Source organism: Gluconobacter sp. ESL1110 (assembly GCF_058107395.1).
In genome coordinates this window covers 33,129-45,522 of record NZ_JBYLUK010000006.1, presented here as the reverse complement: position 1 = coordinate 45,522, position 12,394 = coordinate 33,129, and the positions used below count along the sequence as shown (strand labels likewise).

The window sequence follows — 12,394 nt, the reverse complement described above, 5'->3', positions numbered from 1 at the left end:
CCTCGTTTCGGGGGCCGTTAAAACAGTACAGGGCATGAGATGGCTGACTATCGCCTTGGTATCGATCTTGGTGGAACGAAGATCGAGATTGCAGTTCTCAATCGCCAGGGCGATCTTGTCCTGCGTGAGCGAATTCCTAATCCGGGTGTCTATCCGGAAGCTATTCTTGCGATCCGTGACCTCGTAACGAGTGTGGACCATCGTCTGGGGGCCGTACCAAGCCACCGGGTCTCCGCCGGTCAGAGCACGTCCACGCTGGGCATTGGTATTCCGGGATCCATTTCTCCGGAAACGGGCCTGATCAAGAATGCCAATGCGACGTGGCTGAATGATCAGCCTTTCGGCATGGATCTGGAATCCGCTCTGGCCCGTCCGGTCCGCACGGAGAATGATGCGAACTGTTTCGCTCTTTCAGAAGCAGCAGATGGCGCGGCGAAGGGTGCTCAGACAGTATTCGGTATCATCGTCGGGACCGGCATGGGCGCAGGCATTGTGAATAATGGTCGCGTGATTGAAGGTCGCCATCACATTGCCGGTGAGTGGGGGCATCTTCCGCTTCCGTGGCCTTTGCCAGAAGACGGTGAACCACGCCCGTGCTTCTGTGGGAACAAGGGGTGCATGGAGCGCTACCTGTCCGGACCCGCTCTTGCTGCTGACTGGAAGGGCGAAGGAAACCGCAACACCGCTGGGATTGAAGAGGCTGCTGCGAACGGGGATCAGGCTGCGATTGCAGCGTTGAACCGTTACATGGAGCGTTTCGCCCGTGCGTGTTCGCTGGCGATCAACTTCCTTGATCCGGACGTTATTGTTCTGGGTGGTGGGATTTCGAACCTTGCATCGCTGTATGACCGTGTTCCGCCGCTGTTGAGCAAGCACGTTATTACGCCGGTTTGCACGACGCTGATCGTGAAGAACCTGCATGGCGACAGCTCTGGCGTTCGCGGCGCTGCATGGCTGTGGGATGTGACAGAGTAAAAACTTCTGGGAAGCCGGATTTTCCGGTTTGTCAGGCATTAAAAAAGCCGCCAGACATCCCGGCGGCTTTTTGTGTTTCAGGCGAGCTCTTCGTCCACCGTTTCCGACATATCCTCGGCGGCTTTTCTCAGCCGGTGATAGGAACGGCGGGAAAACGGCAGAATGGCGACATAGAACAGACCTGCCGCAGCCAGTGCCCCCCAAGGATCAGCAACGAGAACAGCGGCATAGAGGCCGGTTCCCAGCATCAGGGGCAGTACGTATCGGGCTGGAACCTTGAAGTTCTTGAACGACCACACAGGAAGCGTGGACACAAGAAGAAGGGCCGTCAGGATAAGGCAGATGGCGGACACGATCGGTTCACGCGCAAAAGCCGACAGCCCTTCGGCGTGCATGCGGTCTGCTTCCAGCCCAAGAAAGACCGGGAACAGGACGATGCCTGCACCGGCAGGAGCGGGAACGCCCGTGAAGAAATTCGCGGAGTAGTCCGGCTTGTCGTCATCATCAAGGCTGGCATTGAAGCGGGCCAGACGCAGCGCCATGCAGACCGTGAACATGATGCACGGGACAAAAGCATAACGCCCGGCATCTTCCAGACACCACATCAGCAGCACAAAAGAGGGGGCGACGCCAAAGCACACGAAATCCGACAGGCTGTCGAACTCTGCGCCGAACCGTGTGGTTCCGCGAAGGAGGCGCGCGATCCGGCCATCCAGTCCGTCGATACAGGCTGCGATGAGAAGAGCGACCGCCGCATGGGCGAAACGATGCTCCAGTGCAAAGCGCATCCCGCTCAGCCCGGCGCAAAGGCCGAGCATGGTCAGGATGTTGGGAATCAGCCGGTTAAAGGACGGACCCCGCACGCGTGTGCGGGGAGTCCGTCCCATACGGCGGAGCCTGCGTCGGATGCGACGTCGGCGGGCAGGACGGGAGATATCCGCCGTTTCAGGAGTGGTCATGGACGCGTTCTGGCTCAGAGCTTCGCCAGGACGGTTTCGCCCCCGATCATGGTCTGACCTTCGACGACAATCGGTTCAACACCGGGTGGCAGATACACGTCAGTACGGGAGCCGAACCGGATCAGACCAAAGCGCTCTCCTGCTTCCAGATGGTCGCCTTCTTCAACGAAGCACAGGATGCGACGGGCAATCAGGCCAGCAATCTGCACGACCCCGATATTGCGGCCGTCTGGAAGTGTCAGGCGGATTTCGTTGCGCTCGTTGTGTTCGGAAGCCTTGTCGAGGCTGGCGTTCAGGAATTTGCCTGCATGGTAGGCGATTTTCGTGACCTGACCGGCGGCTGGCATACGGTTGATGTGAACATCCAGCACAGACAGGAACGTTGAAACGCGCCAGACGGGTGTGCTGCCCATTTCCAGAGCGGGCGGTGGCGAAACCAGCGAAACGCCTGTCACGCGGCCATCGGCTGAGGCCAGAACCAGGTTCGCACCTGGCGGCGGGGTGCGCTTCGGGTCGCGGAAGAAGTACAGGCAGAACGCGGAGAACGCGATGCCTGCCTTGCCGAGAAGACGCGTGCAGCGCCATGGCGTCGCGCGACCGATGAGCCCGACGAGGGCACCGGCGGCGAGGAAAGGAGTCGCGGCGCGATGCGGCGGCGACAGGACGAGCTTGAAGGACTGGATCAACGACATGGGACGCACTCTTACGGCACAGGGAGTTTGGGTCAAGAATTCGCCACAAAGAAGGCGTTTTTCAGGCAGGTTCCGCAACCTGTCTGGGAATGGCTACGCGGCTTTTTTCCTCCATGAGAGGCAGTCCTGCATAAATGTTTTTGCGGGCCAGCACGATATGGACGCCGGCGCAGGGAAACCGGGCTATTTTTCCAAGTCGTTCGGGGAGGGCTCCTGAAAGGCCTGAAAGCAGGGCCGGTGGCGTCATGAGGGCGCCCGTATGCTGCTCGATGCGGAAAAGCCCCTGTTCAAGAAGTCGCGTGATCTGGCCTGTGCTGAAGGGCGTTCCATGCCCGAAAGGGGTTGCATCCGTATGGGCCCAGCATCCTGACCGGTTGGGGACAACGAGGATCAGGACGCCATCATCGGTCATGACTTTCCAGATGGACCGGAGGAAATCCGATGCCGATCGGGTAAACTCCATGCCATGAATAACCATGATGGCTTCCATCGACAGATCATCGAAAGGCAGTCGTCCGCTATCGACCATGCAATCCTGAGCGGTATGCGGAAAAGCATTTTGTGTCTGCGGATGCTGAAGGCGGGCTGAGACAGCGTAGGCTGCATGGGATGGGAGATAAGGGCCAGGATAACCGATGCCGAGAAGGCGGCGTGTTTGCAGGTCCGGTACCAGTGCTTGCAACCTCTGGTTCAGAAGTGCCGCAGTGCGCGTGCCTGTCCGGCTTCCGTAGAAGGTCGCTGCATCTTCGGAACGGGTACGTGTCAGGCGCGTCAGCATGGTATGTATCTAATCAGCAAGCGAAGACCAAAGGAACCGTCATGTCACTCGATATTCAGTCTATCCCGGTTCTGTTAGACAATTATGTCTGGCTTCTGACAGCAGGAGACGGCGCCCGTGCTGTTGTGGATCCGGGAGAGGCCGGGCCGGTCATGGATGTTCTGGGTGAGGGGCGGCTGGATCTGATTCTTCTGACCCATCATCATGCGGACCATACAGGTGGGGTAGATGCACTACGAGAACGCTATGGTTCTAAGGTCTTCGGTCCATCACAGAAGCCGGAATGGCTGCCTCGACTGGATCGTGGTCTAGAAGATGGAGACACGTTTTTCATTGGCGACGTGGCCGTAGAGGTTCTGCTAACGCCGGGCCATGCTGTGGGGCATCTGTCCTATGTTGTCCCGGAAGTGCCCGCTCTTTTCTGTGGAGATGTTCTTTTCAGCGCTGGCTGTGGGCGTCTGCTGGAAGGAACGGCGGAAGAGCTGTTCCGGAGTCTGCATCGTTATGATGCTCTTCCAGAGGACACGCTGGTCTGCGCGGGGCACGAATACACGCGCTCCAACATTGCTTTCGCGCTGCATGTTGATCCGGAGAACGTGGCGCTCAAGGCGAGGGCAGCCGAGGTGGAAAGGCTTCTGGAAGCAGGACGCCCGACATTGCCAGTGTCTCTTGGTACCGAAAGGGCGACAAATCCGTTTCTAAGAGCGCCAGATGTGGCGCGCTTTGCGGAGCTGAGGCGTCAGAAAGATACCTTCTGACGGTAATAAAAAACCCCGCCCTTGTGAGGCGGGGTTTTTTCTTCCGGGGTAGGTCAGTGATGACCACCGAAAATGATTTTCTTGAGGAGTTCGGCTCCCACGCCAACGACGAGAACGCCGCTGGCCCAGAAGAGAACGAACCATCCGACCCGTTTCATCCAGGCGACGGGACCTGTTTTCTGATCGGGTTTTCCGTACTCGATTCTCATAATCCGAACTCCCGGAAAATCAGTGGTAGTGATGCTCTGCTGTCACTTTTCCGCGGAACACGTAATAGGAGTAGATCGTGTATCCGAGGATGACCGGCAGCAGGAACATGGCGCCGAACAGGACGAAAGCCTGACTGCTCGGCGGGGAAGACGCCTGCCAGATGGTGATGGTCGGCGGTACGATATACGGCCAGACATTGATCCCCAGTCCGGAGAAGCACAGGAAGAACAGACCGAGCGTTGAGATGAACGGCAGCAGGTGCGACTTGCGATTACGCAGGCCCAGGAACAGTGCCCCGGCAACAGCTACGACAGCCACCGGAACCGGCAGAACCAGAGCAAGCTGCGGCCATTCAAGCCAGTGTTGCATGTAGGTCGTGTGCAACTGCGGCGTCCAGACGGACACAGCCACGATCGTCAGCAGCATCAGGCCAGCGAGCGTGTAGGAAACGCGACGCATCGTGTCCTGAAGTTCGCCCTCACAGCGCCAGATCAGCCATGTGGAGCCCAGAAGCGCATAGCCGATGGTCACGGCAGCACCACAGAACAGGGCAAAGGGCGTGACCCAGTCGAGGGATGTGCCAACGAAGACGTTGTTTTGGACCGGGATGCCCTGAACGAGCGTGCCAAGGATGACACCCTGCATGAACGCCGCGACAATGGAGCCACCGCAGAACGATGCGTCCCAGAAAAGCTGGGACCGTGCGGACTTCATCTTGAAGCGGAACTCGAAGGAGACGCCGCGCAGGATGAGAGCCAGCAGCATGAACAGGATCGGCAGGTACAGCGCGGGAAGGATCGTGCCGTAAGCGACCGGGAAGACGCCGTAGAGTGCGGCGCCCCCGAAGATCATCCAGGTTTCGTTTCCGTCCCACACAGGGGCGACCGTGTTGACCATGACGTTGCGGTGATCGTGATCGCGTTCCTTGAGGAACAGGACGCCGATGCCAAGGTCAAAGCCGTCAAGGATGACGTAGAGGAAGATGGCAGAGGCCGCGAGAACGGCCCAGACCACGGGAAGCCAGAAGGCGGCGGATTCGGTCATGATCGCTTACTCCGCCAGACCAGCATTGTGGGGATGGTGAGACACCTGCGTCGTACCGGCAGACATGTGCGGCTCGTGCTCGGACGGACCTTCTTCACCCGAATGAGGTTCCTGGGCAAAGCTGCGCAGCAGGATCGTGATACCGCCTGTGAAAACGATGAAGTACACGATCACGAAGGCGATCATGGACGTTGCCATGCTCGGCAGGGCGATTTCCGACACACTGTCAGACGTCTTGAGCAGACCGTAAACAGTGTAGGGCTGACGACCCACTTCCGTCGTGATCCACCCACAAAGCAGAGCAATGAATCCCGCCGGAGACATCCAGAGCGCAACGCGATGCAGAAGAGCGTTGTTGTACAGGCTGCCCTTCCAGCGCAGGAACAGGGACCACAGACCGACCAGAACCATGAGCGAACCCAACGCGATCATGATGCGGAAGGAGAAGAACAGCAGGGGTGAGTACGGGCGCAGATCCTTCGGATAGTCCTTGAGGCCCGGCACCTTGCCATCAAGGCTGTGCGTCAGGATCAGGGAGCCGAGGAGCGGGATCTGGACCTTGTAGTGCGTCGTCTCGTTTTCCATGTCCGGAATACCGAACAGGATTTCCGGCGCGCGACCTTCGGACTCCCAGTCACCTTCCATCGCGGCGATCTTGGCAGGCTGGTATTCCAGCGTGTTCAGACCCTGCGTGTCACCGGCCAGAAACTGGACCGGGGCAACGATGGCGGCCATCCACATGGCCATGGAGAACATCAGGCGGACCTGTTCGGACGCCTGACGGCCTTCACGACGGGCCTTCAGCAGGTGCCAGCCAGCGACGCCAGCCACGATGAACGCGACGGACAGGAAGGCTGCCAGTCCCATATGCACGAGGCGGAACGGAAAGGAGGGGTTGAAGATGATCTGCCACCAGTTGCCCGGCAGGAAACGCCCCGTAGCTTCATCAATGATGTAGCCCTGTGGCGTCTGCATCCAGGAGTTGGAGGCGAGAATCCACGTCATGGAAATCAGCGTGCCGATCGAGACCATGCAGGTTGCACCGAAATGCAGCCCTTTGCCCACGCGGTTCAGGCCGAACATCATGACGCCGAGGAAACCGGCTTCAAGGAAGAAGGCCGTCATCACTTCATAGGCCAGCATCGGGCCAAGGATGGGGCCAGCTTTCTGCGAGAACTGGGACCAGTTGGTGCCAAACTCGTAGGACATGACCAGACCGGAAACCACACCCATCGCGAAGACGACGGAGAAGATTTTCAGCCAGTATTTGAAGAGGTCCAGGTAAGCGCTGCGTCCGGTCTTGAGCCAGAGGCCTTCAAGAACGGCAAGATAGGCAGCGAGCCCGATCGAGAATGCCGGGAACACGATGTGAAACCCGACTGTGAACGCGAACTGGAAGCGCGCAAGAAATAAAGCCGACAGGCCGAACATTGCGATGGTGCCTTCTGCTTGGACGGCGGATCGCAGAACCAGCCCGGAAGGAGCCGTCAGCTACGCTCGCGCCTTAGAAGTCAGGAAAAGAGCGAAGATCATGCGCACCGCACTGCACACATGACCCGGACCTGAACCCTGAAAGCCGCAGCACGACAAAAGTTTTTGCCTGCGCCACGATTTTGACAAAGATCAAGACATTCCCCGCGTCTACTCTCGCGAATGTGATACGTCAATTTTTTGTGTGGGGATATTTTGCAGAAGGGTTTCCAGAGGCATCGGAAAATGTCCGTTGAAGACCGGTATATCCAGACTCACCGACTGATTATTCCTGACGATGACCGGCGACTGGTTGTGGAGAGTACGCTCCAGAATGATCTGAAGGTCAGGCGAAAGAGCGGTTCGGACGGGAACTGTCTTCAAAAGCTGCTCTGCCGCCTCATGCCAGTTCAGCAGCGTAAGTGTGAGATGACCGGTGGCGGCGGGCAGATCAAGGGCTCCGGAAAACGACAGGCGATTGGCGTCTCCGAATGAAAATGTCGCTGTTTGCAGGAGAAGACGGTCATATCCTTCAAGAGAGAAGAAAGAAGCTGTGTCTTTCCGTGTTGAGGATGTCAGGGCTGCTATGAAGCGGACGTCTTTTGCAGAAAGCTGAAGGGACGGGAGGGCTGGCGAATGGAGGGATCGGGCGGAGAGTTCAAACCCCAGACGTGTTGCCCCGTAAGCGGCGTGTGGGACTGCGAGCAGGCGTCCGCTTACTTCGGTCAGGGATGCAGACTGGTCCAGTCCTTCTGTCGTCAAGGCAAGCTCTGCCGAAGGCGCCTTGAACGTCGTGTTTTGGTCTCCTGAGAACCGCAGATGCAGATCCTGCGACAGGACTGTGGCCTGAACGGTCAGGGAGAGGAAACGTGCTGCATTTCTGCCAGACAGGAAGACAGGCAGGTCTGTATGCATCAGATCCAGCCATGATCCTCCTGCCCGGAGGGTTGTTCCGCTCCATCCTGCGTCAAAGGGGGCTGCAACAGTCTGCTCGTGGCGCAGGCGTGGGGAAGACAGGGTAACCCATGCGCCAAATGGCCATCCACCAGATGAGGTCCGTTCGACAGTGGTGGTCCATCCTGCTGTCTGAAGGGCTGTGCGACAGGTGGCAATTTCTCTTTCGATCATACGCGTTGTACGCCACCACAGAAGGGTGTCCGCGCAGAGAAGGACTGTCACGAGACAGGCAATGACAAGTCCTGGTTTGAGGTAACGGGCAGTATTGAGAGAAAGCTTCACTGAGCCTGTCTTTATGAAGACGGATGTAAATCCTGTTTCTGGCAGGTCTATTTTATCCCCAAAAAAGGATTGAGGGAAAAAACAGTCACGCGAAAAGTGGCGGGGCGTCAATATGACAGAAAAAAGGCAGAGATTCTGTGACGAAATTCCAAGAAAATCCCGGAAAAAAGCGATTTTCGGGAAAGCCTTGGAAACTGGAAAGTTTCTTCCTTATTCCTACCGCGTAAAGGTATGAAATATCATCATCTCTCAAGGGAAGCCGAAGCGTTTCTCATTCCACAGAGTTATCCACAGGATCTCGCGGCAATGCGTGAGTTGCGCACAGTTCGTCCCATGCATTTTCCAGCGCCCCGGTGAAGGGGCCGCGCCCTTGCGTCGTGGGGAGCGGTTTGCCAATGGCGACCTTCAGAATGCCCGGTCTTTTGTGCCAGGGGGAGCGGTCCCAGAAGAGGCCGGAATTGGTGGCGACCGGGACGACAGGAACGCTGGCTTGCCGGGCAAGAGCTATGATCCCGGGCTGAATGGACTGCCGTTCTCCGGGGAGGGTTCTGGTCCCTTCAGGGAAGATGATAATCTGGCGGTTCGCTGCATGCGCGTCTGCGCTGTCTTTCATCATGGTCCGAAGGGCTTTGGAGCCGTCGCTGCGCTTGACCGGTATCATGCCTGCAAGGATGAGCATGGGGCCGACGAGAGGAATGCGCGTGAGTTCCTGTTTGATGATGTAGGTCGGCAGAGGCACCAGAGCCATCCAGACAAACCCGTCGAAAAAGGACTGGTGTTGCGATGCGATCAGGCATGGGCCTGGGGGAATGTTTTCCTGGCCCGTAATGTCGATGCGAACAGAGCAGAGGCGTGAGAAGCCAAACAGAACCGCTCGGGACCAGAGCTTGGCGTAGCTCAGGGCCAGATCCTTTCGGCCTAGTGCGCGTATCGGCAGGGCGCCAAGCCCCATGATCAGCGTAAGGAACAGGAAATACAGATTGAACAGCAGGCCGCGGAATATGCTCATGATGCTGTCTGCTCACCAGAAAATGGCCCGTTAGACAAGGGCAATCAGTGTGTGGTCAGGCCCGCTTTTCCATCAGGAAGCCCTGTGAGGTTGCCGAGTTCGGCCCCGAGAAGCTTGAGATATTCGCGAACAAGAAGATGCAGGCTCTGGCGCGTTAAAGGGGCTTCCAGTGCGGGGGGCAGAACGGGATATGGCACCAGATCCAGTTCCGGTGCTGTACGATGCAGTTCGACGATGGCGCGCCGGATATGGTACCCGGCCGTGACGACAAGCAGGCTGTGTAGTTTGTGTTCCCGCGCCCATGTGGTGATTTCATACGCGTTGCCGATGGTGCTGACGGCGCGGCGCCCCAGCGTGATCCGGGCGATCATGTCGTCTGACAGGGACTGTCTTTGCAGTTTTGCCAATTGGTCGAGCGTGACATGTGGCCCGACACCCGAAATAAGAAGGAGCTGGCCGTATCCGCCCTTGAGAAGGGTCATGGACGTGTCGATCCGTGACTGTCCACCTGTGAGAGTGACGATTCCGTCGCAGACCGTTGCGACCTGGGGAGGCTGTCTGGAGTCATGGATGAACCACGCCAGACCAAGGGTCCATATCAGAGCGGTCAGCAGCAGGATGGAGGCGGCGGCTCTCAAGGCAGTCGTCTCAGCCAGACGAGAACCACACCCTGTGCCGTGAGCCAGCCAAGGCAGGCTGCAATGAAGGGCAGTGCTCCCAGTTCTTTCAACAAAGACGACGGAAGGATGCGCAGAGTGGTCCACCAACCATCAAGGGTCGTTGGAAACGCAGTTGGAAGTGCGGATTGATGCGCGAAAGGTGAAAGTGTCGTTGCAAGAGAGGTTGTGAGCGGTGTGAGTAGAACCAGTCCTGCGATGCCACCAAGGAAGCTGAGGAGCGCAGCTCGACCTGCGATATGGCTCGAAATAGTGAGGTCGGCGGCGCCGAGGGCATGCACAATCTCAACCGCACGCTTTTGCGCAGCTACGGAACGTCGAACGGTCATGCCGATCGAGAGGGCAGCGATGGCTGCAATCAGGGTCACAGCCAGCCATGCGCAGCCGGTCAGACTTGTGCCGAGGCGCTCGAGTCTCTGGCCCCATTGAAGGTCTTCCTGAAGAACGGCTTCCGGAAGTGTATCGTGGACTGTCGTGATCAGGTCGGTTCCAGGAGTGTGAGCGACGATCAAGACTTCAGGAAGAGACAGGCCCGGTAGGCCTTTGTGAGAGCCTACAGGTTGCCCGAGCCACGGGGAAAGAAGCTCCTGTACCTTGTCGGTCGAGAGTTTCTGGATGTTCGTGACACCATTCATTGCTTTCAGAGCTTGGATAAGTGCGTTCGTTCGATCCGACGCATTCGGGATATCCGTCGGGATTTCGATGGTTGCTGCACTATGAGCAGCCCGGGACCACCCTTCGGCCAAAGCCTGAATACCCGTCAATCCGGCGAGGGCCAGTCCTGCCAGAAGGGTCATGAGGGCAACAAGGAGTGGCAGGCTGCCGGAGCGCAGGCCGGGAGAGACGCGACGGCTCATGGTGTGACAGCCTGCGGATCAAGCATGCCGTCGCGAAGCATGATGGACGGTGCGGGCGCTTCTCGCACCAGTCCTTCATTATGGGTGGCAACGATGACGGTGGTTCCGAGATCAATCAGTTCCTGAAAGGTGGAGAGAAGACGTCTGGCCTGAGACTCTTCGAGGGCGTTGGTGGGTTCGTCTGCGAGGAGAATATCGGGGCGTCCGATCAGGGCGCGGGCGATGGCAACGCGCTGCTGTTCTCCGCCTGACAAAATGGTGGGGCGGGAGTGGGCGTGGGCGGCAACATCCAGCCATTCCAGAACGGAGAAAACTTCCTGCCGGATATCGCGCTCTGACCGGCCTCGTAACCGAAGCGGGAGGGCAACATTGTCAAAAACGGTCCATTCCCCGATCAGACGATAATCCTGCGGTACAAATCCGATGCGCCGCCTCAGATTTCTTAAAGCCCCCCGGCTGGCGTTGGTGATGGATGTTCCCAGAATATCCATCTGGCCAGACGCAGGGCGTGCACCAAGGGTCAGAAGCCGTAGTAGGCTGGATTTGCCTGCGCCCGATGGCCCAAGCAGCCAGCGGAATTCACCCTGCGGAATGTTCAGCGTCATGCTGTGCAGGACGGGTTGCCCAACGCCAGCAGGTTTCAGAGACACATCGCGCAGCCGGATCATGAATGGGCAATCAAAGGTGTTGCGGGTACATTAACCATTTATTAACGGTAACCCCTTCATATGGGCAAGCCAGTTCAGATCAGGCTGATGTCGGTAGAGCCTGATTGTTGAAGGATACTGTGATGCGTCTCGAATGTCCCCACTGTCATGCGGTTTTTGAAGTGCCTGAGGCACTTTTGGACCATGCACGCCGGTTGCGCTGTGCAAATTGTGGGGAAAGCTGGGAGATAATGCCTTCCGAGGCCGAAGTGCAGGAGGCTGAAGGAGGCGATCAGGGTGTGGCGCAACCAGTGGCCCCAGAGGGAGGGTCGGATGAGCGACAGGATAACGAAGCGGTTTCTCTGAAGCCTCAATCAGTCGGGGTATGTAGTCTGGCGGCAAGAGAAATCGAGCGTCGGCAGGCTGTGCTGCATTCCCGTTCATCCGTTGGCGCGCCAACTGGATCAGAACCCATGGCACGGAAAATGATTGGTAGCACAGGGCGCTGGCTGGCCGCATGGGGTGTCAGCCTTGCCATGGTCGGGGGTGGTGCCGTCGCCGCATGGCATTGGAAAGCGGGGGAATTGGTTCACCTGTGGCCAGGTGCGGGTCATTTTGTTTCCCCCTGAGCTTTCTTACATGTTGCGGGCAGCCAGTGCAGAAAGCGTAGCTCCGATAGCGGCGAGGCCCATGAGCAGGAAGCCGTCGAACATCAGCGAACCCGGCGTCAGTAGGTGGCTTCCGATCTGAAGATGCGTCGGGAGTGTACCGGCGACGTGATTCATGATGTCCTTCGCCTGCGGGTCGGCGCTGGCAGCGCTGGTCGTGATGGCGCTGACGATATGGGGCAGGATGTACCAGCCCAGACCCAGGATCAGCAGCAGTGGAGCCAGAAGTTCGGCCACCTGCTGGGCGAAGTAGAAGACAAAATAGCACACGGACCAGATGCCCGTCCGGATCAGGGCCCCGGTTGAAAGAGGACCACTTTCCCCGCTACGGGTATTGAGCAGGCGATCCGTAATGTTGCGGGAGGGCTGAATGTCCATAGATACGGCTTCCACTGGTCCGGTAACGGGAGT

At 58.2% G+C, this 12,394-nt stretch carries 15 protein-coding genes and 1 pseudogene; 4 read left to right on the top strand and 12 right to left on the bottom strand.

The window, feature by feature from the left end:
• The first annotated feature begins 39 nt into the window (after positions 1 to 39).
• On the top strand, positions 40 to 975 hold the full coding sequence (locus AC3B6F_RS03015; protein WP_489823345.1) for an ROK family protein: 936 nt from the start codon (positions 40 to 42) through the stop codon (positions 973 to 975).
• 77 nt (positions 976 to 1,052) lie between these two features.
• Here the strand turns inward: AC3B6F_RS03015 and AC3B6F_RS03010 are convergent, their stop codons facing one another.
• The 3 genes from AC3B6F_RS03010 to AC3B6F_RS03000 form a co-directional block, all read right to left on the bottom strand.
• Positions 1,053 to 1,934, bottom strand: coding sequence for a CDP-alcohol phosphatidyltransferase family protein (locus AC3B6F_RS03010; RefSeq protein ID WP_489823344.1), 882 nt, complete (start codon positions 1,932 to 1,934; stop codon positions 1,053 to 1,055).
• Positions 1,935 to 1,948: 14 nt separating this feature from the next.
• Complete coding sequence (locus tag AC3B6F_RS03005; RefSeq protein WP_010501976.1) at positions 1,949 to 2,626, bottom strand: phosphatidylserine decarboxylase; 678 nt, start codon at positions 2,624 to 2,626, stop codon at positions 1,949 to 1,951.
• A gap of 61 nt (positions 2,627 to 2,687) precedes the next feature.
• The gene (locus tag AC3B6F_RS03000; protein WP_489823343.1) at positions 2,688 to 3,404 is read right to left on the bottom strand and encodes a methyltransferase; all 717 of its coding nucleotides are present in this window, start codon (positions 3,402 to 3,404) and stop codon (positions 2,688 to 2,690) included.
• Between the two features lie 41 nt (positions 3,405 to 3,445).
• Between AC3B6F_RS03000 and gloB the strand changes: the two genes are divergently transcribed.
• The gene (gene gloB, locus AC3B6F_RS02995; protein ID WP_489823342.1) at positions 3,446 to 4,162 is read left to right on the top strand and encodes a hydroxyacylglutathione hydrolase; all 717 of its coding nucleotides are present in this window, start codon (positions 3,446 to 3,448) and stop codon (positions 4,160 to 4,162) included.
• Between the two features lie 53 nt (positions 4,163 to 4,215).
• Here gloB and AC3B6F_RS02990 read toward each other — a convergent pair whose 3' ends face one another.
• The 8 genes from AC3B6F_RS02990 to AC3B6F_RS02955 form a co-directional block, all read right to left on the bottom strand.
• A complete protein-coding gene (locus AC3B6F_RS02990) occupies positions 4,216 to 4,371 on the bottom strand; it encodes a hypothetical protein (RefSeq protein ID WP_007282826.1) in 156 nt (51 codons plus the stop codon).
• Positions 4,372 to 4,390: 19 nt separating this feature from the next.
• Positions 4,391 to 5,416, bottom strand: coding sequence for a cytochrome d ubiquinol oxidase subunit II (cydB, locus tag AC3B6F_RS02985; RefSeq protein ID WP_061932483.1), 1,026 nt, complete (start codon positions 5,414 to 5,416; stop codon positions 4,391 to 4,393).
• 6 nt (positions 5,417 to 5,422) lie between these two features.
• The gene (locus AC3B6F_RS02980; protein ID WP_489823341.1) at positions 5,423 to 6,847 is read right to left on the bottom strand and encodes a cytochrome ubiquinol oxidase subunit I; all 1,425 of its coding nucleotides are present in this window, start codon (positions 6,845 to 6,847) and stop codon (positions 5,423 to 5,425) included.
• 210 nt (positions 6,848 to 7,057) lie between these two features.
• Positions 7,058 to 8,125, bottom strand: a complete 1,068-nt coding sequence (locus tag AC3B6F_RS02975) for a DUF2125 domain-containing protein (RefSeq protein ID WP_489823340.1) — start codon at positions 8,123 to 8,125, stop codon at positions 7,058 to 7,060.
• A 271-nt stretch (positions 8,126 to 8,396) separates the two neighbouring features.
• Entirely contained in the window at positions 8,397 to 9,134 is a 738-nt protein-coding gene (locus tag AC3B6F_RS02970) for a lysophospholipid acyltransferase family protein (RefSeq protein WP_489823339.1), read from the bottom strand.
• Positions 9,135 to 9,178: 44 nt separating this feature from the next.
• Positions 9,179 to 9,772 (bottom strand): YdcF family protein, encoded by a 594-nt coding sequence (locus tag AC3B6F_RS02965; protein ID WP_489823338.1) that lies wholly within the window; start codon positions 9,770 to 9,772, stop codon positions 9,179 to 9,181.
• Positions 9,769 to 10,668 carry a cell division protein FtsX gene (locus tag AC3B6F_RS02960; RefSeq protein WP_489823337.1) on the bottom strand — a complete coding sequence of 300 codons (900 nt, stop codon included), beginning with the start codon at positions 10,666 to 10,668 and terminating at the stop codon, positions 9,769 to 9,771. Before AC3B6F_RS02960 ends, AC3B6F_RS02965 begins: the two co-directional genes overlap by 4 nt.
• On the bottom strand, positions 10,665 to 11,336 hold the full coding sequence (locus tag AC3B6F_RS02955) for a cell division ATP-binding protein FtsE (protein WP_489823336.1): 672 nt from the start codon (positions 11,334 to 11,336) through the stop codon (positions 10,665 to 10,667). The genes AC3B6F_RS02960 and AC3B6F_RS02955 overlap by 4 nt, the downstream gene beginning before the upstream one ends.
• Positions 11,337 to 11,458: 122 nt before the next feature.
• Between AC3B6F_RS02955 and AC3B6F_RS02950 the strand changes: the two are divergent.
• Together AC3B6F_RS02950 and AC3B6F_RS02945 are read left to right on the top strand one after the other, a co-directional pair.
• Positions 11,459 to 11,551 (top strand): annotated as a pseudogene (locus AC3B6F_RS02950) (zinc-ribbon domain-containing protein); the annotation flags it as partial.
• 15 nt (positions 11,552 to 11,566) lie between these two features.
• Positions 11,567 to 11,944 (top strand): zinc-ribbon domain-containing protein, encoded by a 378-nt coding sequence (locus AC3B6F_RS02945; RefSeq protein ID WP_489823469.1) that lies wholly within the window; start codon positions 11,567 to 11,569, stop codon positions 11,942 to 11,944.
• A gap of 6 nt (positions 11,945 to 11,950) precedes the next feature.
• On the opposite strand, the gene AC3B6F_RS02940 is transcribed toward AC3B6F_RS02945, so the two are convergent.
• Positions 11,951 to 12,361, bottom strand: a complete 411-nt coding sequence (locus AC3B6F_RS02940) for a hypothetical protein (protein WP_023942966.1) — start codon at positions 12,359 to 12,361, stop codon at positions 11,951 to 11,953.
• Positions 12,362 to 12,394 lie beyond the last annotated feature (33 nt).